The sequence below is a fragment of the Alteromonas sp. 5E99-2 genome, from assembly GCF_017368475.1.
Taxonomy (GTDB): Bacteria; Pseudomonadota; Gammaproteobacteria; order Enterobacterales; family Alteromonadaceae; genus Alteromonas_F.
The window spans coordinates 156,157-176,877 of sequence record NZ_JAFNJE010000006.1; the positions used below are offsets into that span (position 1 = coordinate 156,157).

Below are 20,721 nucleotides of genomic sequence, written 5' to 3' on the forward strand. Positions count from 1 at the left end.
GCCTATACAGGCTTAACTTTTGTCATTAAGACCCTTCCCAAGCTCACACCACTTTACAAATCTGACAAGCACTAAACCCCTTGTCAGATTTGATAGAAGACAATATATTGAGAAGCTAAATAATTACTGCTAGTCAGTGGCATAACTCTGACCAAGAGTATCTGTAAACCAGCCCAAGGCAAAGTAGTTAACAGATATTAAATACAAGCTTAGGTGTTGAGGCGTTAGTCGGAGCTATTTATTTTATAACCAAAAAGCGTTAAATAATATTTCTGACAAGGCATTGTAGTAGACTTGAGACTGTCGCCTATTTCGCTGAGCCCATTGATTTAACCAACAATTTCAAGCTTCTGAATGAGGCATTAGGCACTAATTATGATTTCAGGTTTGGGTTTCGGTTTACAAACTTTTTATTCAATTAAACACCTTAAAACATCTATATATTTTGTTGAAAGAGCCAAGGAAATTGAATGTAGTTTAACTTCTAACACGGGCGAAGCGGTAGACATTTTACATTCATATGTTACTGGTGCGCTTTTTAGCTCTGTGGCTTTTTTGGAAGCTCTAGCAAATGAAATGTTTGCAGAAGCTAGTAAAAGTAACGGAGGCTGTTTCAACTCTTTGGAAACTGCAATCATTGATAAGATTTCAGATAGAGCTAACTCTAAAAAATTCGAACAGGTTAAAGTTCTTGATAAACTAAATTTACTACTTGAGCTTTGCGGTCATGACAAACTGACTAAAGGTGGCCCCCCATATCAACACACAAAGACTCTGATAGACATCAGAAATCAACTAATGCACTACAAAGCGTCATTTTTGGATATTGGGACTGAAGGAATGGTTCGCCCAGGCAGTTTTGGTTCAAGTGACCTAGCAAGATTTGTCAGAGGGCTTTTCCCAGATCGCAAAAACTTCAACAACGCTATTAGAAGTGATGGCTGGATTGGGTTTGGTTGCGCAAACTGGGCACTTAAGACTGCGCGCAATCACGCGGATTTAATACATGAAACCATTGGTATAGAACCATACTACAGCCACGTCACTTCGAGAGTAAGATATGTGTAAGTGCCATACAAACGTTTCAAGTCGTGCGCTATCGTCCTTATGATTTACCGCCTGAGTTTAAAGAGCTTGGCCCCTCCTATCGTTGGGCACACCCGAAAGGGGTAAAGGAATGGATTAAAATGGAGCAAAAGTCTAGAGGTGATGAGATTCGGCATGGTCAAAAAGCGAAAAGCAATATTACATGGGAAAAAATTAGAGATGCTAATATTCCAATCTTTTTTATCGCAGGAGGAGCTGATTTATATCAACCGCCTTCAATGATGCGAGCAGCCGCTCGAGAAATACCTCACAGCAATACACTTGTGATCCCAGAAGCTGGCCACGCTGTTCAGTGGGAACAACCTGAATTATTTAATCATTCGGTTCTCAAGTTTTTAAATAAACACCGTTAAACTCCCTTGGGCGAGTTGAAGTTAATCAATTTTACGGTTTGAATATTGAGCAACAAATACATTGGTTAAGTTGAGTTATTGGCTTACAGTGCGATATAGGAACTTCATTTTTTACTGATTTAGGCTTTTGGATAAATTCTACGGTCTCGTTATGTTCTGATGGCTAATAGCTTAATTCAATTCACTATTGGAATTGTAATATGAAAATAGGCAATAAAGCTCTTGTTGAATTGATAGGCGTACTCACAGTAACCGCGTCGTTAGTTTTTGTTGGGATGCAATTAATGTTAGATCGCAAGATAGCCACTGCGGAACAATATTTTAATCGCACCGAATCAGCCAAAGAAGACAGAAGGACCCTCCTTTTGAGTCCCGTATTTTATCAAGAAGTAGAAGATTGGTGGTCTACTGGAGAGAGACCAGAATACTGGAATGAAGAGTGGGAAATTGCGAAACAGCTAGACCAAGGAAAATATAGCGTTACCACTTTGTATCACCGGATTGTAGAACTTCAACTCTCTATTTTAGGTTATGACAACGTTTATTTTCAGTATCAACAGGGACTTATTAACGAGGAATCTTGGCTGAATTTTCGAGCTCAAATAAAAAGCGGAATGATATATGACCCAGAGCTTACTAGAGCTGTCTATTTAAGGCATGCCAGAGCCACAATTAAGCCCATTATCCAAGAAATTTCGGATGAAATTGATTCTGGGAAATGAGCTACTTCAAGATAATTGGACTCCCCACCACCATTACGCAACAGTGTGGTATTTATGTTTGATTTTGAAGAATATTTTGTCCTTCATGCATAACAGGTTATTATCCATATAATGCATAAACTCGGTTACAAGCTCGCTGTGACAAAATACGTGGGCGATGTCACTTCGTTCCCATTACACTATAAAGATTACTGCCCGTTATAAAGAAGTTATGAGGTAATAACATGGCTAATAACCATACTGATAAATATCTAGAAAACAACAAACGATATGCGAATGGCGAAGCCGTTCATACACCATCGTACCCTGGTGAACAGCCGATTAATCCTGACAAAAACGTGGCCGTTGTAGCTTGCATGGATGCGCGAATGAATATAGAGGACCTACTTGGCTTACAGACTGGTGACGCTCATATTATCCGTAATGCAGGAGGTGTTGTAACTGACGACGCGTTACGTTGCCTGATTATTTCTCATCACCTGCTCAATACGGATGAAATCATACTAATTCACCACACTCGCTGTGGTATGTTGGCCTTTACTGATGAATTACTTAAAGCGGGTTTAGAAGGTGATCCTGAAGCAGAGGCGTTGCTACAAAAAGCAACTGGACGGAATTTCACTAGTTGTAATTGCAGCTCTGGAACACCTGAACAGTTTCATGCATTCAGAGGGCCTATCGAGGCGCTTGATGCACCAAGGAGTGAGAAACAGGATGAGCGCCTTTCTTGGGACGTCAGACGTTCGATTTCAAGAATTGAAAATCACCCATGGATACCAACAGAAGGCTCCGATGCCGTGACAGTAAGAGGATTCATCTACGACGTTGATACGGGAAAGCTTGACGAAGTTAGTTATCCTGGGCCAATGGGCACATTTAGCTGAATATTGTCTGCGGCCCTGCCGCAGCAACCAAAAGCCGCATAACACATATGTGGCTCTCTAGCTGGCACTAGTTTCGAGTAACCTCCTGATAACTTAAGGAAGTTGCTGCAATTTCAGCCTAAATAGAACCACACTCAAACCAACTACAAAAGGCACCTACGTGCTTTGTAGTTAACCTATTTTCATACGCTAACTAGCTTTAGGCTCTTTAACTAAATTGATTGGTGTTGTTGGGTTATAACCAAAAGCAGTATCGGGTAAGGTGAGTTTACGAATATGTAAAATATAACCAATAATCGCAAAGTGGTGAATAGCATGACTATGAGCTTGGAAAATAACATTTCCCAATGTTGCTGGCGTTGACACTTTACCGTCTCCCAAATCGTCGATTAACGTGAGTATTTGAGATATTGAGTGTTGCTTTAACTCAGAAAGCCCTTCGATAGTTTTGTCTAAATAAAGTTGAGCTTCTAAGGGGTCATTTTCCGTTTCTTTTCCTCTAACACGAGCTGTTAAATCTATTTTTTCATTGTTTAAGCCATTTATTAGACAATTAAAAATATCTAAAATATGGCGTACATGCCCGCCAATACTGCTGTAGTAAGGCCCAGCAGATTTATCACTGTAGTCTTCAGGTGAAAGCGTTGTTAACGATCGAATTCGGTATAGGTTATTAATAACAGTTACTAACATAAGTAGAAATAATTCAATATCTAGATTTTTTGTTATCCGAATTATAAACGTATAAAAAACGTATAAAGTTGATGTAGATCAGATATACGGATGAATTATGGTATTTATATATCTGTGACTGCGCAGCAAACGAGGGCTTTCACTATGAATAAGTTACTTTATACTAAACTTACTTAAATTTTGTACCATAACGCTTTGAAAGTTAGCAAAGTATTTCACTTTAAAGGAACATACATGCCCTACTCTACATTTAAAATTACTTTGTTATCTGTATTAGTACTTTTTGCTGGCTTTGCGTCAGCCGCAAACCCGAAAGTACCCACAGAGCCACCGTATATAGCGCTTAGTGAGAATATAGATGAGCCTAATGGATACGGCTTTTGCCTAGATACTTATGGCCCTGGCCAATCAGAATTAATGCAAACGCACTCATGTAAGCCCAAAACAGCCAAAGGAACGCCCAGAAATGACTCTGGCCACGACGTTCGTTTTGAATACAACGCGGAAACAAAGCAAATCCGCTCTTATGCTTTTGAAGGTCAATGCATGCAAGTTCTCACCGCAATTGGAAAATCGGAGTTTGCATTGCTAAGTTGCAGCGACCATCCCCACCAAAAATTTATTTACAGCACAACAGATAAAACTATTCGACTTGATAGCGACCAAGACTATTGTGTAGTCGTAGACTCAAAAACGGTAGAAGCCGGACCTTGGGTTAAGCGAGCCTTGCAACTCGTTGAGTGTGACAAAACCGAAGCCGAACTAAAACAATGGTTAGTCGCTGTAAAATAAGCTATTTAGTATATTACCAACTCAGTAAAAATCTGCTGTGGGCGTTAGGCGCCATCAACTAAAAGGATGTATAAATTGAAAGTAGCATTTCTAATCATTTTACTTTTTTTGACAAGTTATCATTTAAAAGCAGAAGAACGCTTTCTCAGCCATGAGGAAGTCCCAAAAAGCATCCTGTCTAAAATAAAAGAAGGAGCAAAGCATACAGTAAGCCAGATGCATGAACAGGGAATATCTCACTTTGATTATAATGAAGCGTCAGTGAAATTTCTTAGTGAGGTAATCACAGATGAGCGCCTTCATTTATCTGATAATGCGAAACGAGTTCTACCTGAGATATGGGGTGCATTCTTAGGGGAAGTCATAATCGAGGAGCTTGGCGGCAAATGGGTTAAATTTGGCGACCAATATGCCGTATTGGTTAGTGATAGTCATTTATGTTTTCCAATGAACAAAGTACATGAGCAAATCTCGAACGGGCAAATAGATTCTATTTACGCTTTTTATTTATCAACAGCTAGGATAGCAAATGAAATTTCAAGCACATACGATGGCACCTAACAAGTGCATTATGGTGGGAATTTTATATTGCCATGCTCATCTACACCATGAATACTAAAAACTAATTTGGCTAAATCAATGCCAACGACTTTAATTAAAGACATATGGGCTCTCCACTATTTTTGAAAATTCGCACTTTCACTATGGCACAACAATGCCAATTTCGGCGGTGAATCCATATCATTCGTTATGAGGATAAACTGATATGAAAAAACTACTTATCACTTTAATTTGTATGGTTAGCATATCAAACTCTGCAAATGCTTATGAAATTTTTAAGCCTATTGACACTAAAGAGACAATTTCTTGTTGGGCAAGTTCCTTCCCTAATTATACTGAAATAATTGGTTATTCTAGTCTCGGCCATATATTTATGAAATCTCCCAGTGATAATGCATATGCTGTTCTTCACCCATTTAAAAAGGGTGCAAAATCATACGGTGTATTTGAAAACACTGCACAGTTTGAGAAACAGATTTTGCAAGAAGAATCGTTTCAGACTTTTGTTTTGAATCTTGACCATGTTGAACAAATTGGTAAACACTTGGGGCCACTCAAGGAGGAAGAAATATACATACCTCACCCCTACCCATTTTTGGGGGGCGACGAATCAATAGATTCGTATAGCAAAGGTAACGTTTGGGTTATGTTAGAAATAGTTGGTCAATTCTATGATGTATGCTCGTAGCAAGAATAAAGACATATAACAACCGCGTTAAGTCGTTCGCAGGCACCCTGAGGTGCAATTGCATTGGTTAATTAGAGTTATTAGCTTACAGTGCTATACGGAGACTCAATTTCTCTTGATTCAAGCTTTTGGATAAACCTCTATAGTCTCGTTGCCCTGCCCCCAACAACACCATTCCATCTAGACCTTTAAATAACATAAAAAATAAGGGCATAATACATATATTGGAGATAATGGCTCATTCAAAATACAGGAAGTAAAAGGGAGTAAATCTATTCTTATAGATAAAGAAGGGGCTGACAAAAAAAAGGTAGGTGATTTATGAATAGTCTTCAGAATACCAAAGATAAGTTATCCAATAAAGTGTACTCTCCAAAGGCCACAGCAGGGCCCGCTGAGTACAAGTAACCATTGGTTTATAGCGGGAAAACAAGATAAACTAGGGTTTGTTTATTTTTGAGTAGAGCAATGACTTCGTTTTCGCCAAACATTGAATGGCAAATATCCCCTTGGCACGAACGCTACTTGCCTCGTTCAGATAGCCAAGATGGCGATCACAGAACGCCTTTTCAGCGGGACAAAGCAAGAGTATTACATTCCGCTGCTTTTCGTCGTTTACAAGCAAAAACCCAAGTTCTTGGTGTTGGGTTAAGCGACTTTTATCGCACTCGTCTTACTCATTCCTTAGAAGCTGCGCAAATAGGCAGTGGCATTACTTCACAGTTACAAGGTAAATATCCTCAAGAAGCGGCCTATGTTGGCCTTGATGGTATGCTCATTGAAACCTTGTGTTTAGCTCACGATATCGGCCACCCTCCTTTTGGTCATGGCGGTGAAGTTGCACTGAACTATATGATGCGAGATCACGATGGTTTTGAGGGAAATGGACAAACATTTCGTATTGTCACTAAGCTAGAACCTTATACTCAAAGCCATGGTATGAACTTATCAAGACGAAGTTTGTTAGGGCTTGTTAAATACCCCAATTTTCTCGATACGCTTTCAGCTGAACAACCCGCTGCTGTTACCTCCACTCACAGAACGGTTATTGCGAAAAATTGGGTTCCGGCTAAAGGTTTATTCCGTTGTGACCAAGGCCATTACGAATGGATGATGGCGCCATTTTCACAGCAAGATAAAGACATTTTTAGCACCTTTAATCAATTTTCGGACAAGCACAGTAAAACTCAATATAAATCTCTAGACTGCTCGATTATGGAACTGGCCGATGACATTGCCTATGGTATTCACGATTTAGAAGATGCCATTGCCATGGGAATGATAGACCAAACTCAATTTGTCGATAGCATAGTTCAGCCTATTATTAAGCTTGACGTACCTTGGCTTTCAAAAGAAATAAATGTAATTCAGCAAAAACTGTTTAGCAGTGAACACCACATTCGCAAAAACACTATAGGCGCGTTGGTTAATTGTTTTATTACCTCTATCGAACTCAGCACGTTAAATACCTTTGAGCACCCTCTTCTCGATTTTAACGTGGCATTCCCGCCAGCCCATAAAAAGGCTTTGGATATCTTCAAATTGTTTGTGTATCAACATGTTATTCTCAAACCTGAAATTCAAATATTAGAATACAAAGGACAACAGGTTGTAATGGAACTGTTTGAAGCTTTTTCTTCTGATCCAGAGCGACTATTACCCACTAACACAGCTAAACGTTGGCTAGCAGCAAAAGAAGATGGCAACGAATACAGAGTGATTGCAGATTACATTTCAGGTATGACTGACGAATTTGCATCCCGACTCTATTCAAATATGTTTATTCCTAAACGAGGCGGAACTCACGATACCTTATCGCTATAAAAACTAGACCATATTAGGCCCACTTTTGTCTATATTTGGCCGTAATTATAACATTTGTATCCTACCTGCAACCCATTGTAGTAAAACACGGTCTATCTTTAGAGTAGTAATATAATAATAATGGATTGGATACATGAGCAATAAGCGGTTCACACCAAGCGTAAAATTAACAGAAGCAGACGTCACAGACCAAAACGTGTTTAACGGTAGACGTAAACTATTAAAGTCTATGGGTTTTTTGGGAGCCTCGTCGTTACTTGCTTCCTCGGGACAAGCCAATGCTCAGCTGTTCGATTTGTTCGGCTCAAGTGAAGAAGAAACAAAAAAGCCAAGTTCTTACCTGCCCCTTGAATACAAAAAAAGTAAAGATAAGTCACAAGTGCTTACCCCCTATGAAAAAGTGGTGTCTTACAACAACTTCTATGAATTTGGCACAGACAAAAGTGCACCTGCCGCCTATGCCCATGAAATGACTACAAACCCGTGGACGCTAAAAATAGACGGTTTATGCGAAAAACCCACCACTATTAGCTATGACGACTTGCACAATAAATTCCCTTTAGAAGAGCGTATATACCGACTTCGCTGTGTAGAAGCTTGGTCTATGGTTGTACCTTGGGTTGGCTTTGAACTAGCTCGACTAATAAAATTGGTGCAACCGCTTTCGAGCGCTAAATATGTCGCATTTGAAACCTATGCCAATGCTGATGAAATGCGTGGTGTTAAAAGCCGGTTCGCTGGCGGCGGTATTCAATATCCCTATGTGGAAGGCTTGCGTATGGATGAAGCCATGCACCCGCTAACGTTAATGGCAGTGGGTTTGTATGGCAGTGCATTACCGAATCAGAATGGCGCACCTGTGAGACTTGTGGTGCCATGGAAATATGGTTTTAAGAGCGCCAAATCCATAGTCCGTATTCGATTAACTGACAAAAAGCCACCAACGACCTGGAATATACTTGCTCCCCATGAATATGGCTTTTACGCTAACGTTAACCCGACTGTATCTCATCCTCGATGGAGCCAAGCCAGTGAACGTCGCATCACTACAGGTGGCTTACTCGCAAGAAACAGAACTGAAACTCAGCTTTTTAATGGTTATTCAGAAGTTGCGTCTATGTATTCCAATTTGAATTTAAAACAAAACTTTTAATGAAAAGACTGTTATCAAAGCCCTTACGCATATCAAATAACGTACGTGTTACTGCTAAAACCCTAATACATTTAATTGTATTGGGGTATTTGGGAGGGCTGTTTTATTTTGGGCTAAACGATGCGCTGGGTGCTGACCCGGTAAAAACGCTTATTCACAATTCAGGCTTAACAGCGGTTATATTATTGCTTATTACCCTTGTGATCTCTCCGCTAGCTCAGCGTCTACCTTGCGCTGACTTAATGAAATTTAGACGGCTATTTGGCGTGTATGCGTTTTTTGCGGCCTTATATCACCTAGCCATATTTACCGTGTTTGATTTACAAATGAATATTGGCCTTCTTATTAGTGAAATAATAAGAAGACCTTATATTACCGTAGGTTTAATTACATTCATTTTGCTACTTGCATTAAGTCTAACCTCATTCGATCGTATCAAACGAAAAATGGGTAAGCATTGGCAAAGCCTACACAATTACGTTTATTTGACCTTGTTTTTAGCGTTATTGCATTTTAGTTGGTCAGAAAAGACCTTATTACAAACATCGCTTTACTACTGGCTGGTAGCATTTGTTGTCATGACGACAAGAAGCATGAAAATAAAGCGTTTATTCAAGTTTAAATAATCAATAAAAACATAAAGATAAAATACACATAATCATTATTTGAGCAATTTGTTCAAAAAAAACACTTGCATGTATGGGCATACAGTATTACTGTATGCCCATACACTGTATAAATTAACAAGGTTTATGATTATGCAAAATGTTCTCACACTTCCTATTACTCATAAAAACCATTCAGCTTTAAAGCAAAAAAGCTGGTCTTATTTGTTAGCGGATTCTCTGGCGTTTAATAAAGAAGTTGATTACGGCATACGCATTCAAAAGCCATGCTCTGAAAACATTCCTAAGTGGATAGAAAAAATTGTAGTGAGCGGACAATGCAGTTCTATTTACGTAGAAAATTTGAAGCTAAAAAAATCAGATAAACTTTTTATTGAAGGTTTGTGCCATAAGCACAATGTGAGCTTGTTCAGCATATCTGTTGTAAAAGGCGCTAATGCAAAGGTAGTACAAGGACCTTGGTAAAATTCAGACAAAAAAAGAAGAGCACATGTGCTCTTCTTTTTTGAATAGATTATTTTCTTAGCGATTAAAGCGCGAAATCTACTGCGTAACCAACAACAAATTTAACTTCGTCATTGTCTAGACCGTCTGGACCAGCATCTTCAAGATCAGTCGTAGTTACAGTGAAGCTAAAGCCATCTTTAGCAAGGCTTACGCTGTAATCAAAGTAACCATTTTCAACACCGTTAAAGGCTTCACTGAAGTCACCATCTTGGAAACCAATGTGTAAACCAAGCTCTAGACCTTCTTTAATTTCGTATGCGTAGTCAGCAGAGAAATAGAATGCGCTCGCGAAATCAAAGTTTTGCTCGTCACCACTTGGAGAGAAACCTTCATCGGCTTCAGTGTTAGCTAGTAAATAAGCTGTGAAAGTGAAATTGTTGAAACCGATAGAACCATAGATTTCACCGAAATCAAACTCAGCTTCTGAATCGTAGTTGTAGTAAAGGTAACCGATGTCGTAAGTAAAAGTATCCGTTTCGCCTGCATAACCAAAGTAAATGTCATGCTCATATGAGAATACATCGTCTGCCGCATACTGAACATTTGATGCCCAAGTACCTGCATAAAAACCAGATTCACTTGTGTAGTCAATACCACCTTGAACAGCTGGTTCATTAGTAGTCTGAGTAAGACCACGCCAAATATAGTTATTTGTTACAGATGCATTTGCACTCCATTCAGCTTGTGCTGAAAAACATGCAAGTACACTTGCAGAAAGCGCTGCAAACTTAAAAATACCTTGTGATGCTTTCATCTTATACTCTCTCCGTTGATGTGTGATAAGTGTAAAAACTATTACTTCTTGTTGTTATTTCTAAATATTAAATAAAAGGATGATTCTTAAACTATTCATCCTAATTTTGATAAAAATAAATAACTTTATTTTTAAATATTCTCACATAAATAATAATTATGCTAATTTTTAGAATAAAAAATTGCTATTTTGCAACAAAATAGCAACATTGTGAATGAAGTGTAAACTCAATTAAAATACCATTTACAAAAAAGAGGCTTTCGCCTCTTAATATTCCCACCAACCTTCTTGCCACCAGGTCAGGAATTCGTCAAAGTCGATAAAACCGTCGTCGTTTTCATCAATTAACTTAAACCCTTCCTCAACAACACTCACCTTCGTTTTTGGTGAAAGGCATGTAAGAAGTTCAACGAACTCCGATAGTTCAATTTGACCATTGCCATCTCTATCGAAAAACGCAAATTCTTTTCGAATTTCACTGATTTTTTCAGCTGATAATTGTGTATCCATAGGTAAATTCCTTGGCAATTCAAAGTAATAAGTGTACCTGCACGTATTAGTTCTGTCTATCCCTGTTTAGCGCTTAGGGCTCTAGCTCTTTGTGCTTGCGCTTTTTCCGTACGTCGTTTCACCGTTAAGTCGTGAGCTTCGGTTCCAACGTGATGCTCATTTCGCTGACTCGCCAACTGAACTTGTTTTTCTCTTTCCCTAAAGCGCGAAATTTGTTCTTCAGTATGTGTTCCAAAGCAATGTGGACAACTAACCCCAGCCTCATATTGAGCTGATTTTTTGTCTTCTTGAGTGATGGGTAAGCGACAAGCATAACATTGATCATATTTACTTTTTTCAAGGTCGTGGTTTACTGCAACACGGTTATCAAAAACGAAGCAATCCCCTTTCCACATGCTTTCTTCTTTTGGCACATCTTCTAAATACTTAAGTATGCCACCTTCCAAATGGTACACTTCTTCAAACCCCTGCTCTTTCAAATACGCAGTGGATTTTTCACAACGTATTCCCCCTGTACAAAACATAGCAACTTTTTTTTGTTTCGCAGGATCCATATTGTTTTTTACGTAATCAGGGAATTCTCTGAAACTATCGGTATTTGGATTCGTAGCATTTTCAAACGTACCTATGTCAATTTCATAGCCGTTGCGTGTGTCAATAACGGTAACCTCAGGGTCACTGATCAAGGCATTCCACTCACTAGGCTTCACATAAGAGCCTACAGTTCGCCGAGGATCTATACCTTCAACTCCCATAGTTACGATTTCTTTTTTCAGCTTCACTTTTGTGCGGTAAAAAGGTTGTTCGTCGTGCAGTGATTCTTTAAATGATATTGGATTGATACGCTCGTCTGAATTCAGCCAAGCTAATAAGTTATCAATCCCTTTACGGGGGCCAGAAACCGTACCATTAATACCTTCATTAGCTAGCAGTAAGGTACCTTTTATTTGATTTTCACGCATGACATCATGAAGAGGCGCGCGCATAGATTCAAAGTTTTCAAGTGCGACAAATTTGTACATCGCACAAACGATTGTTTTTTCCATTGTAGTATCCTTTGCGAATTGGAACGTAAAACCAGAGCAAAAATTCGCGCGGACTATAGCATAGCTTGGGAAGCTTCAACAACATCTACAAGTAGTGTTGCGTCTGTATCTAAAGGCAAATGTATTGCATCCTCATCAACCTCTTCAGCCAGTCCCCATTGCGTAGACAAAGCACAATTTGTTTTAATGCTTTGTTCAATATGATTGGCATCGTCTTTATAGTGAAGTGGTAAGGGGTGTAAACATTCTTGTAACCAGGCTGCAGTTTGCTCTCCTTCGCTTCTCAAGTTACTTTGAATTAATGAATTCTGTTCCGCTTCAGAAGAATATGAAAATCTAGCACGGCGATAGTGATTTAACGCATTTAACTTATCTTCTAATGATTTTTCATCATGGCCGTTTTCACGGATTTTAGGGGCAACTTTACAAAGTGATTCATGCATTGCTAAATACAGATTGAATAACTTTGAATCACCTGCACTATCAGCCAGAGCACTGCTCCACTCAAATGCAATGTAATCTAGCGCACTGTTTCCTTTTACTGTGTTTACGTTTGTGGACTTTACGTCTGTGGACAACATATTTATTCTTTATTTTTTAATTACACTCTTTTATCGACATAAAGCACAGGAAACTTGAGAAATAGCGTATTTTCTACCAAGATTAACAAAGACAAGCGATGACGAGCTCTAATGACGGCGTTTACTTTTACAAATAAAAATATACTGATAATTGAAGACCAACGCCCCTTTCTAATGTTGTTGCGTGGCTTGCTACAAAGTTTGGGGGCCAAAGACGTTATCTCATGCGCAAACGCAGAAAAGGCAACAAACCTTTGTAGAAAAAATGTATTCGATATCATTATTTCAGATCTACACCTTGGCAGCGGCCGCAAAAATGGGTTTGAGCTAATAGAAGAGTTACGTATAAAAAAATGGCTAAAGCCTCAGTCTATTTATATGATTATCAGTGCTGATAGTGCTCGCCCTATGGTTATGGGTTCGGTAGAACGACGCCCCGATGACTATTTAGTGAAACCTTTTTCCCAAGCCCAATTAAAAGCGCGTTTAGTCCGTGCTTGGAATAAGCGTCAATTCCTAGCCCCCATTTTCGTTGCCGCAAACAAAGGGCAAGTGCAACAAGCCATCGATATAACCATTGATTTAATAAATACAAACTCAAATTATAAGAACCAATGCCTTCAAATTCTGATTGAGCTTTATTGGCGAACCCAAGATTATGATTCCGCAATGGCATTATTCACGAAAGAGCCAGGTTTACGGTCTGCATTATGGGCGCAAGTCGCCCGAGCAAAAACACAACTAGCACTCAAACAGTATAATGAGACCATTAATTCGGCTTCCATTTTAATTAAAAAAAATAAATTTTGTGTCGAAGCCTATGATTTACTCGCAGACGCTCAATCCGCACTAGATCAACCAGAAAGTGCTATTTTAACGATTCAAGATGCACTAAAAATTTCGCCTTACAATCTAGAGCGCCAATTTACCGCATCTCGTATAGCAAGAGAGTACGGTGACTATGAACTTGTCACGCAAACGTGTTTGTCAATTTGGGAACAATCTAAACGCTCTGTACACCAATCGTCTCGGCATTGGTGTGGATATATTCGCAGTTTGCTAGAAGCCGCAGAACAAGCAACAGAAAAGAAATTTAAGAATAAATATCAACAAGAAGCATTGCTTGCCATGCAACGGAGCAAATTTGATGACACTTTGGCGAGAATAAATGACGATTTTGACATAGAGCTATATGAAAATTTGATCAATGCACGTATCAATGTCATTGATGGAAAGCTAATAGAAGCAAAACGAATGTTATCTCAATCACAATTGGATATCGATTCTCGATTTAGTGAATTTCCAGCATTTTATGCACCAGACAGTATTCACACACTGCTAAAAATAGGTGAATATGAGGAAGCCCTTTTATTACAAGATCGGTTGGAAAAAGAAGCAACAGAACTAGACCCAAATAGTGCCTTTGCTATTGAACAAGCAAAAAAAGAAGTAAAAGATAAGCAAGGGTCCTATGCTGAACTTAATCGCAAAGGGATCAAACTGTATCAAGAAGGTAAATTCGTTAAAGCCAAAAGTATCTTTGAACAAGCCCAGGATATTGCGCCAGTCAATACCGGTGTCGCCTTGAATTTATTGCAGTGTTTATTAAAAATAATGCAGCAAAGTGAAAAGAAAAAGGTAGATCCTCTATACGCCCGTGAATGTCGCAAAGTATTTCGCATAGTTGATGGGATGCCTCTTACTGGGCAACATTTGCAAAAATTTGATACATTGTGTGAAGAGCTTTTACCCCTCATAAATTAGGAATTAAGAATGAAATTCAAATATGGCATCGCCCCAGCTTTATTGGCATTGATAGTGGGCTGCTCTTCAAAATCACCTTGTGAGGATGTGCTTGAAGTCAAGCGCCAAGAACTTGAGTGTAAACGATTACAAGCTGCATCAAATTCGAAAAACTTACAACAGGCCGGTGTAGCAAAGTCTCGTTTTAAAGCTGAGTGTGAGAACCTGCGCTATTATAGAGATGATTACGACACAATTTGTAAAGGTGAGCAAAAGCCTATTGGCGAACCTCAAACTGCTCCCGCGGTAAAGCAAGATTAACTTATTTTACAAATAAAATTTTTGGAACAATTTGAAAGTTATACAAAGACGAAACGGTCAGGTTTAGTAGTCTAGAATTAACTTTCGTCAACACTAGGAAACGATATGAAAAATGCAATTGCTTTATCAGCTGCTCTCACTGCTGCAGTATCTCTAGGTACAAGTGCACCGGCTTCTGCTGAAGGTGAGAAGGTTCGCAAAGAGAAATGCTATGGTGTATCACTAGCGGGTCAAAATGCCTGTGCTAACATCCAAGGTACGCATAGCTGCGCGGGACTTTCAACAACAGATAACGATCCTGGTGAGTGGCGCTTAGTGACTGCAGGTTTATGTGAAGACTTAGGTGGTTTTGATAGAACCGCAGCAAAAGAAAAAGTCACAAAAATGGCAATGGCCGAAAAATCCTAATCAAGGCTTGTGATTAATGGTCGGTGTTGGCTTAAGGCATGAACACTATTTTGATGCAATAAATAATGTCGCTCCAATCGACTTTGTTGAAGTTCATGCTGAAAATTTCTTATCCGATGGCGGTGCTCCTCGCCATTTGCTAAGCCAAGCTAGGCAGTACTATGACCTTTCTATCCATGCAACGTCTTTAGGCTTGGGTTCTGTGAGCCCTCCTGAACCAGAAATAGTGAGCCGCATCGCAGATCTCTGCGACACAATGAAACCCTTTTTATTTTCTGATCATGCTTGTTTTAATCGCGCAGAAGTTCATGGTAAACAATTACACACCGGTGATTTACTGCCATTGCGATTCAATCAAGCGTCGCTAGACATTTTATGTCGCCACGTCGATTTAGTGCAAAATACACTAGGCAGAACGCTGCTACTAGAAAACTTATCAAGTTATATTCCAAACCAAAATCAACATTTCGACGAGTTTGAGTTTCTTGCCAAACTAAGTCAAAAAACGGGCTGCAAACTGCTATTAGATCTTAATAATTTACTTGTTAATGAGCACAACACTCAAGTCATGAATGGTCGCTCTGTTGAAGTAACGAACACCGTGCTTGAAAAAATAATGAATGATTTGCGATACCTTTCTACAGATATGATTGGGGAATATCATTTAGCCGGTACCACATCGGTCGGTTCAACAGAACTCATGATAGATGATCACGCGAGACCTGTTTCTGAACCATGCTGGTCGCTTTACTCACAGGTGTTAAATGAATTTGGTATTAATCCCACATTGATAGAGTGGGATCAAAATTTACCCCCGTGGGCAGATTTAACCGCGTTAGCGATGAAAGCAAAAGCGATACAGCAAGATATAACATGAGCACAGAAACAGACTATCAATCTCAATTCGTCAGTGCGATTTTCAATCAAAGCAAAGCTGATTCAGTGGGCATGCAAATATACAAAAACAACTGGATAGAAGGCGCACACAATGCACTTTCTATTAGCTTTCCAACGGTTAAAATTTTATTAGGTGATGCTAATTTCAGACTACTTTGTCGATTTGCTTGCCAATCAATACCAAAAAAAAGTTATAACTGGGAAGAATGGAGTATTCCCAACACTTTCGTCACTGTTGTATCTGACTTTCTTCGTTTGCAAAATACAACGGGCCTTAACTATGTGGCTGAATGTGCAAAGCTCGATGAAATGCTCTTTATCAATCAAAAAGCAATCGACCCGATAATCAAGGTAGATTTGCTGAACAGCCTAGGTCAGGCTAATCCAGACAAAACCATTTTTACCGTTTCTAAAGCAACTCAGTTAGGCACCTTTTCATTTCCTGCAGACAAGGTGTATAAACACGCTCACTTAAACGAGGGAAATATTGCTGAAATTCAACAGCAATTAATCACACCAAGTAGCTACTTTATTCAGGTGAGCCGATCAGCGTTGAGCCCTTCAGGCGTCGACAGGTCAGAATTTCGCGCAAGTATAAGCCCGTTGTCTCGGCAAGAATTTATACTGTTCGACATGGTCAACAAAGGCCATTCCATTACGTCACTTTTCGAAACTGCAAACGACATGAATATGGATTTCACTGCGTGGCTCGGAGATGCTATTAGCAAGGATGTTATCATTGGATCCACAACCATTTAGCTAAGCTCGATTTCATCTCCCCTTTCCAATTAATTTACACTCGTGTTTTAAACGGCCAGGTTTGAATCAATAAGCATAGAAAGACTAAAGCCATACCGAACCAGCCCACTGGGATAAAAGATTCACCAATAACCAACACTGCCAGTATGGCCGCAACCAAAGGTTCAATAAGAGTGATTAACGTCGCTTTGCTCGCATCTACCCACTTTAAACCGAAAGCAAACAACACGTAACCTAAATACATTGGAATAATAGCCATATACAAAGATACGAAAGTATTCGTGAAGTTTGAAAATAAATTTCCACCGGTAAACCATAAAGACGGCAGCAGCAGTAAAGCTGCACAGCCAAACATGGCTGACATTGCCGATTGTGAATGTATGCCCTTTTCAATTAAGTCTCTTGCTACCCAAGAGTACAGTGCGTAACTTAAGCCTGCGAGAACACCTAAGGCAACCCCAAGGTTTTGCCAAAATGCATTGATTATTACCTCACTATTTTGTTCCTTGCCTAACACAAGGAAAACAATACCTATCATTCCAATTACAAAACTGACAATCCATTGAGCCGATATGTGCTTTTTACTGACAATACGCTCTAAAAGCGCTGTAAAAAATGGCGCTGTCGCTATGGATACAACAGTACCAATTGCCACACCTGACAAGCTCATGGAAGAATAAAATGCCAATGGGTAAATCGCTATTGATATAGCCCCTAGAAGTACGAATTTTAGCTGATAGAATAAGCTCTGACTGTCTATAAATAACTGTTTTCGAGCGGTAAAAACAAGCAATACACCTGCGTTTCCCATTGAGAAAGCACCAATGGCTAATGGACTGACGTCCACAGAGAAACTTGAAGCAGCACCTGTGGTTCCCCACAGCAAACTGGCCAACACAATAGCAAAAACACCTTTAAAAGAGCCGAACTGATACGCCACAAGTTAACCTTACTTCTATAGCTTTAATAGTGGAATTGTATGTGGTTGATGGAATATTTTTTTGACGATTCAGACGGTTTTATTAACAAAAACGACTTACCTTATTTTCTGAATTTATTCGGTGACAAACCAAAATACTGAGAAAATTTTCGGCTAAATGCGGATAACTCCTTGTAACCTACCTTTTCACCAATAATCTGCAAAGAGTAATCAGTGTGCGTAAGTAAAGCTTGCGCTTTTTCCATACGGCGCTTAGTTACATACCCCATTACTGTTGCATTTGTTTGTTGCTTAAATAGTTTTTTAAACTGCGTTTCACTTAAAAACGCAACCTCAGCTAGTGTCTTAATTTGAAGCGGTTCGTCAATATTTTGATCTATATAAGATATCGCAGCACCAAGTCTTTTATCTAATTTCGGTGATAAAGGTTGCTCTGAAAGCAGTAGGAAAAAAGTGTCGAACATCGCAAGCTCTAAAGCCCCATTAATTTGATGCTCTAACTGGTTTTCAACAAAGCTCAAATAGCGAATAAGAGAATTATTGATCCCAAACACGATATTCTGTGAAGACGCTATATTTAATGGTAGTTTTTGCATATCAGCGACAACGAACCTAGCCTCAGGATCTGCCGTAAACAAATGCTCTTCTTTAGTTTTCACAACAACACATTCACCTAGTGCAACTTTGCCATTATAGTTGCCCACATGAATATTAATAGCGCCACGCAAAGGTAACACTAATTGATTAAAGTTATGAGAATGACGGGTGGGCTTCGTACTATAAGAACGAATAGACAGCGAATTTTGCATAATGAATGAGTTTCATCCTAACTTTATTCACTAAAAGTTACTTTGAACACAACTGTGCTAATAAAATTAAATAGTGGCGTTTATTAGCGCAGTTACATTTTAGCTATTCATCGCTTGTTTCACCTTGTCTCGATGAGAGCGAGAGACTTTCAATTCAGTGTCATTTTGTAAAATAAGGTGATATTCGCCGCTCACATGGCTCACCATTTTCTTAACAAAATTAATATTTACAATGGCCGAGCGATGAACACGAATAAACAACTTCGGATTTAGCTCTTGCTCTAACTCTTTCATTGTTTTGCGCATAATATGCATGCCTGATTTTCCATGCACGCACATATAGTCACCTGCCGCATCAATCCAAAGAATGTCAGATACGTTGACTCGTGTAACCTCAGAGCCATCTTTTATCGCCAGCACTTCAGGGTATGCATCTTGGATAACGGGCTCATTATTGGCCAAACGCTGTGCGACATCTCTAGGGTTTTGCCCAGTTAATTCAGCCACTGCACGCAACAATTTATTTGAATGTTCCGATTGTAATTGCTGTTTCAAAGCGTTTCGCACTCGTACCAAGGCTTCGGCAATACGCTCATCATCAGCAGGCTTCAATAAATAGTCTAATGCGTGAATATCAAACGCCTTCAAAGCGAAATCATCATACGCCGTGATAAACAAAACAATGGGCAAGGTTGTAAGTGATTTATTGAGTTGCTCAACCACTTGTAAGCCGGTTAGTTCAGGCATTTGTATATCTAAAAAAACAACGTCTGGTCGATTAGCTAAAATGGCTTCTAATGCTTCCTTTCCAGTACTGCACTCTTCAACAATATTAATGTCTTTATGTTCTTGTAAACGGTACTTAAGACCCCGTCTTGCCAAGGGTTCGTCGTCGGCAATCACGACAGAAATCTGGTTTTCTACTTTCACCACTACTTAATCCTTAACTTCGTACGGAATTCTAATTCTTACTCTGACGCCTTGAGGCTGGTTGTGTTCAATCGTAAATGCGAAATTTTTATTGTACAAGGTTTTCAAGCGGTCTTTTATGTTCGCCAATCCTACGCCATTTTCACGCCCTAACTGACCATTTACAATATCAGCACCTGGACCATTGTCAGCGACATCTAACAACAAATCCTCTCCGAACACAGTTGCAGAAATAGCAATTTTGCCTCCATTTGGCATTTCAGATATTGCGTGTTTAATACTATTTTCGATAATAGGCTGAAGCAACATGCTAGGCACTAAGGCATTTTCACATTGATTACACACTTCAAAATCAATAATTAACCTGTCATCAAAGCGTACTTTTTCAATCTCTAAATACAAGCGTAAAGCTTTAATTTCCTGTCCCAACTCAACTTTGTTTATTGGATCATTGTCTAAAGAATAGCGTAAAAACTCACTGAGTCGAGTGACCATTTTTTCAGCAGTTTTATTTTCTTTCATTAGTATTAACGTAGAAATAGCGTTTAACGTATTAAACAAGAAATGAGGATTCAATTGATACCGCAACATTTTCAAATGCGCTTGGTGTGCCATAGTTGAGGCTTTAAGCGCATTTTGCTTTTCTTTTTGCAGCATTTTAAAGTTATTTATACCGAAATATAAACCGCTCCAGCAACCAATCATAATTGAAGAGTTAACCGAACCTCTTAAATATAAGTAAATATTTTCAGGTTCAAAGCCGTGCTTATAAATCTCCCAAATCGTAATATTTTTTATAATGGACCAAATCACCGCTGCAATGTAAATAGACACAACAATGGTTAGCAACATTTTGGGAATACTTTGCTTTCTTGCCCAGTGAAAGACGTAACGCAAAGGTACGGTCAGTAACCAACCTGCATGAGCATTTAGCAGAACAATAAAAAAGAAAATAGGTCTTACGTCATGAATAAAAGAACCTATATAATAAACCATAGCGAACCCAACCCACCCCGCGGTGTGCAAGATCCAAAACAGTCGCTCATTACTTTCAAAAATTTTTTCCCAGCGGATCACAATTAACTCAATCAGTTTTTCACACAGTAATTATAC

25 protein-coding genes are annotated in these 20,721 nt (G+C 39.1%); 16 read left to right on the top strand and 9 right to left on the bottom strand.

What is annotated here, in order from left to right; all coding sequences use genetic code 11:
• Window positions 1–375: 375 nt before the first annotated feature.
• The 4 genes from J3L16_RS08460 (at window position 376) to J3L16_RS08475 (ending at window position 3,066) form a co-directional block, all read left to right on the top strand.
• Window positions 376–1,068, top strand: coding sequence for a hypothetical protein (locus J3L16_RS08460; protein ID WP_207612533.1), 693 nt, complete (start codon window positions 376–378; stop codon window positions 1,066–1,068).
• 23 nt (window positions 1,069–1,091) lie between these two features.
• The gene (locus J3L16_RS08465; RefSeq protein ID WP_207612534.1) at window positions 1,092–1,460 is read left to right on the top strand and encodes an alpha/beta hydrolase; all 369 of its coding nucleotides are present in this window, start codon (window positions 1,092–1,094) and stop codon (window positions 1,458–1,460) included.
• 200 nt (window positions 1,461–1,660) lie between these two features.
• Window positions 1,661–2,182 carry a hypothetical protein gene (locus J3L16_RS08470; RefSeq protein ID WP_207612535.1) on the top strand — a complete coding sequence of 174 codons (522 nt, stop codon included), beginning with the start codon at window positions 1,661–1,663 and terminating at the stop codon, window positions 2,180–2,182.
• Window positions 2,183–2,406: 224 nt separating this feature from the next.
• Complete coding sequence (locus J3L16_RS08475) at window positions 2,407–3,066, top strand: carbonic anhydrase (protein ID WP_207612536.1); 660 nt, start codon at window positions 2,407–2,409, stop codon at window positions 3,064–3,066.
• 189 nt (window positions 3,067–3,255) lie between these two features.
• Here the strand turns inward: J3L16_RS08475 and J3L16_RS08480 are convergent, their stop codons facing one another.
• A complete protein-coding gene (locus J3L16_RS08480) occupies window positions 3,256–3,759 on the bottom strand; it encodes a hypothetical protein (RefSeq protein ID WP_207612537.1) in 504 nt (167 codons plus the stop codon).
• A gap of 234 nt (window positions 3,760–3,993) precedes the next feature.
• Here J3L16_RS08480 and J3L16_RS08485 point away from each other — a divergent pair, with 234 nt between their 5' ends.
• The 7 genes from J3L16_RS08485 to J3L16_RS08515 all read left to right on the top strand — a co-directional run bounded on the left by J3L16_RS08485 (window position 3,994) and on the right by J3L16_RS08515 (window position 9,868).
• A complete protein-coding gene (locus tag J3L16_RS08485; RefSeq protein WP_207612538.1) occupies window positions 3,994–4,551 on the top strand; it encodes a hypothetical protein in 558 nt (185 codons plus the stop codon).
• Between the two features lie 75 nt (window positions 4,552–4,626).
• Window positions 4,627–5,112, top strand: a complete 486-nt coding sequence (locus tag J3L16_RS08490) for a hypothetical protein (protein ID WP_207612539.1) — start codon at window positions 4,627–4,629, stop codon at window positions 5,110–5,112.
• A gap of 205 nt (window positions 5,113–5,317) precedes the next feature.
• Window positions 5,318–5,800 (top strand): T6SS immunity protein Tdi1 domain-containing protein, encoded by a 483-nt coding sequence (locus J3L16_RS08495; RefSeq protein ID WP_207612540.1) that lies wholly within the window; start codon window positions 5,318–5,320, stop codon window positions 5,798–5,800.
• 468 nt (window positions 5,801–6,268) lie between these two features.
• Window positions 6,269–7,624 (top strand): anti-phage deoxyguanosine triphosphatase, encoded by a 1,356-nt coding sequence (locus J3L16_RS08500; RefSeq protein ID WP_207612541.1) that lies wholly within the window; start codon window positions 6,269–6,271, stop codon window positions 7,622–7,624.
• A 133-nt stretch (window positions 7,625–7,757) separates the two neighbouring features.
• The gene (gene msrP, locus J3L16_RS08505) at window positions 7,758–8,777 is read left to right on the top strand and encodes a protein-methionine-sulfoxide reductase catalytic subunit MsrP (protein WP_207612542.1); all 1,020 of its coding nucleotides are present in this window, start codon (window positions 7,758–7,760) and stop codon (window positions 8,775–8,777) included.
• Window positions 8,777–9,403, top strand: a complete 627-nt coding sequence (locus tag J3L16_RS08510) for a protein-methionine-sulfoxide reductase heme-binding subunit MsrQ (protein WP_207612543.1) — start codon at window positions 8,777–8,779, stop codon at window positions 9,401–9,403. The genes msrP and J3L16_RS08510 overlap by 1 nt, the downstream gene beginning before the upstream one ends.
• 132 nt (window positions 9,404–9,535) lie before the next feature.
• Window positions 9,536–9,868, top strand: coding sequence for a hypothetical protein (locus tag J3L16_RS08515; protein WP_207612544.1), 333 nt, complete (start codon window positions 9,536–9,538; stop codon window positions 9,866–9,868).
• 64 nt (window positions 9,869–9,932) lie between these two features.
• Here the strand turns inward: J3L16_RS08515 and J3L16_RS08520 are convergent, their stop codons facing one another.
• The 4 genes from J3L16_RS08520 to J3L16_RS08535 form a co-directional block, all read right to left on the bottom strand.
• Window positions 9,933–10,664, bottom strand: a complete 732-nt coding sequence (locus tag J3L16_RS08520; protein WP_207612545.1) for a TorF family putative porin — start codon at window positions 10,662–10,664, stop codon at window positions 9,933–9,935.
• 267 nt (window positions 10,665–10,931) lie between these two features.
• Entirely contained in the window at window positions 10,932–11,174 is a 243-nt protein-coding gene (locus J3L16_RS08525) for an EF-hand domain-containing protein (RefSeq protein ID WP_207612546.1), read from the bottom strand.
• 56 nt (window positions 11,175–11,230) lie between these two features.
• On the bottom strand, window positions 11,231–12,220 hold the full coding sequence (locus J3L16_RS08530) for a rhodanese-related sulfurtransferase (protein ID WP_207612547.1): 990 nt from the start codon (window positions 12,218–12,220) through the stop codon (window positions 11,231–11,233).
• Window positions 12,221–12,273: 53 nt separating this feature from the next.
• Window positions 12,274–12,801 (bottom strand): hypothetical protein, encoded by a 528-nt coding sequence (locus J3L16_RS08535; protein WP_207612548.1) that lies wholly within the window; start codon window positions 12,799–12,801, stop codon window positions 12,274–12,276.
• 111 nt (window positions 12,802–12,912) lie between these two features.
• Here J3L16_RS08535 and J3L16_RS08540 point away from each other — a divergent pair, with 111 nt between their 5' ends.
• The 5 genes from J3L16_RS08540 to J3L16_RS08560 all read left to right on the top strand — a co-directional run bounded on the left by J3L16_RS08540 (window position 12,913) and on the right by J3L16_RS08560 (window position 16,929).
• Window positions 12,913–14,565 (top strand): tetratricopeptide repeat-containing response regulator, encoded by a 1,653-nt coding sequence (locus J3L16_RS08540; protein ID WP_207612549.1) that lies wholly within the window; start codon window positions 12,913–12,915, stop codon window positions 14,563–14,565.
• Between the two features lie 9 nt (window positions 14,566–14,574).
• On the top strand, window positions 14,575–14,865 hold the full coding sequence (locus J3L16_RS08545) for a hypothetical protein (protein WP_207612550.1): 291 nt from the start codon (window positions 14,575–14,577) through the stop codon (window positions 14,863–14,865).
• A gap of 105 nt (window positions 14,866–14,970) precedes the next feature.
• A complete protein-coding gene (locus J3L16_RS08550; protein WP_207612551.1) occupies window positions 14,971–15,273 on the top strand; it encodes a DUF2282 domain-containing protein in 303 nt (100 codons plus the stop codon).
• 16 nt (window positions 15,274–15,289) lie between these two features.
• Entirely contained in the window at window positions 15,290–16,150 is an 861-nt protein-coding gene (locus J3L16_RS08555) for a DUF692 family multinuclear iron-containing protein (RefSeq protein ID WP_207612552.1), read from the top strand.
• A complete protein-coding gene (locus tag J3L16_RS08560) occupies window positions 16,147–16,929 on the top strand; it encodes a putative DNA-binding domain-containing protein (protein ID WP_207612553.1) in 783 nt (260 codons plus the stop codon). Before J3L16_RS08555 ends, J3L16_RS08560 begins: the two co-directional genes overlap by 4 nt.
• Window positions 16,930–16,963: 34 nt before the next feature.
• Here the strand turns inward: J3L16_RS08560 and J3L16_RS08565 are convergent, their stop codons facing one another.
• The 4 genes from J3L16_RS08565 to J3L16_RS08580 form a co-directional block, all read right to left on the bottom strand.
• Entirely contained in the window at window positions 16,964–17,869 is a 906-nt protein-coding gene (locus J3L16_RS08565; RefSeq protein ID WP_207612554.1) for an EamA family transporter, read from the bottom strand.
• Window positions 17,870–17,970: 101 nt separating this feature from the next.
• Window positions 17,971–18,678 (bottom strand): AraC family transcriptional regulator, encoded by a 708-nt coding sequence (locus J3L16_RS08570; RefSeq protein WP_207612555.1) that lies wholly within the window; start codon window positions 18,676–18,678, stop codon window positions 17,971–17,973.
• A gap of 99 nt (window positions 18,679–18,777) precedes the next feature.
• On the bottom strand, window positions 18,778–19,611 hold the full coding sequence (locus J3L16_RS08575) for a LytTR family DNA-binding domain-containing protein (RefSeq protein WP_347564651.1): 834 nt from the start codon (window positions 19,609–19,611) through the stop codon (window positions 18,778–18,780).
• Between the two features lie 3 nt (window positions 19,612–19,614).
• Window positions 19,615–20,685 carry a histidine kinase gene (locus J3L16_RS08580; protein WP_207612556.1) on the bottom strand — a complete coding sequence of 357 codons (1,071 nt, stop codon included), beginning with the start codon at window positions 20,683–20,685 and terminating at the stop codon, window positions 19,615–19,617.
• Between the last annotated feature and the right edge of the window lie 36 nt (window positions 20,686–20,721).

Coding starts and splice junctions, on each gene's coding strand:
- J3L16_RS08460 (WP_207612533.1), top strand. CDS start 376: ATGATTTCAGGTTTGGGTTTCGGTTTACAAACTTTTTATTCAATTAAA.
- J3L16_RS08470 (WP_207612535.1), top strand. CDS start 1,661: ATGAAAATAGGCAATAAAGCTCTTGTTGAATTGATAGGCGTACTCACA.
- J3L16_RS08475 (WP_207612536.1), top strand. CDS start 2,407: ATGGCTAATAACCATACTGATAAATATCTAGAAAACAACAAACGATAT.
- J3L16_RS08480 (WP_207612537.1), bottom strand. CDS start 3,759: ATGTTAGTAACTGTTATTAATAACCTATACCGAATTCGATCGTTAACA.
- J3L16_RS08485 (WP_207612538.1), top strand. CDS start 3,994: ATGCCCTACTCTACATTTAAAATTACTTTGTTATCTGTATTAGTACTT.
- J3L16_RS08495 (WP_207612540.1), top strand. CDS start 5,318: ATGAAAAAACTACTTATCACTTTAATTTGTATGGTTAGCATATCAAAC.
- J3L16_RS08500 (WP_207612541.1), top strand. CDS start 6,269: ATGACTTCGTTTTCGCCAAACATTGAATGGCAAATATCCCCTTGGCAC.
- msrP (WP_207612542.1), top strand. CDS start 7,758: ATGAGCAATAAGCGGTTCACACCAAGCGTAAAATTAACAGAAGCAGAC.
- J3L16_RS08510 (WP_207612543.1), top strand. CDS start 8,777: ATGAAAAGACTGTTATCAAAGCCCTTACGCATATCAAATAACGTACGT.
- J3L16_RS08515 (WP_207612544.1), top strand. CDS start 9,536: ATGCAAAATGTTCTCACACTTCCTATTACTCATAAAAACCATTCAGCT.
- J3L16_RS08520 (WP_207612545.1), bottom strand. CDS start 10,664: ATGAAAGCATCACAAGGTATTTTTAAGTTTGCAGCGCTTTCTGCAAGT.
- J3L16_RS08525 (WP_207612546.1), bottom strand. CDS start 11,174: ATGGATACACAATTATCAGCTGAAAAAATCAGTGAAATTCGAAAAGAA.
- J3L16_RS08530 (WP_207612547.1), bottom strand. CDS start 12,220: ATGGAAAAAACAATCGTTTGTGCGATGTACAAATTTGTCGCACTTGAA.
- J3L16_RS08535 (WP_207612548.1), bottom strand. CDS start 12,801: ATGTTGTCCACAGACGTAAAGTCCACAAACGTAAACACAGTAAAAGGA.
- J3L16_RS08540 (WP_207612549.1), top strand. CDS start 12,913: ATGACGGCGTTTACTTTTACAAATAAAAATATACTGATAATTGAAGAC.
- J3L16_RS08545 (WP_207612550.1), top strand. CDS start 14,575: ATGAAATTCAAATATGGCATCGCCCCAGCTTTATTGGCATTGATAGTG.
- J3L16_RS08550 (WP_207612551.1), top strand. CDS start 14,971: ATGAAAAATGCAATTGCTTTATCAGCTGCTCTCACTGCTGCAGTATCT.
- J3L16_RS08555 (WP_207612552.1), top strand. CDS start 15,290: ATGGTCGGTGTTGGCTTAAGGCATGAACACTATTTTGATGCAATAAAT.
- J3L16_RS08560 (WP_207612553.1), top strand. CDS start 16,147: ATGAGCACAGAAACAGACTATCAATCTCAATTCGTCAGTGCGATTTTC.
- J3L16_RS08570 (WP_207612555.1), bottom strand. CDS start 18,678: ATGCAAAATTCGCTGTCTATTCGTTCTTATAGTACGAAGCCCACCCGT.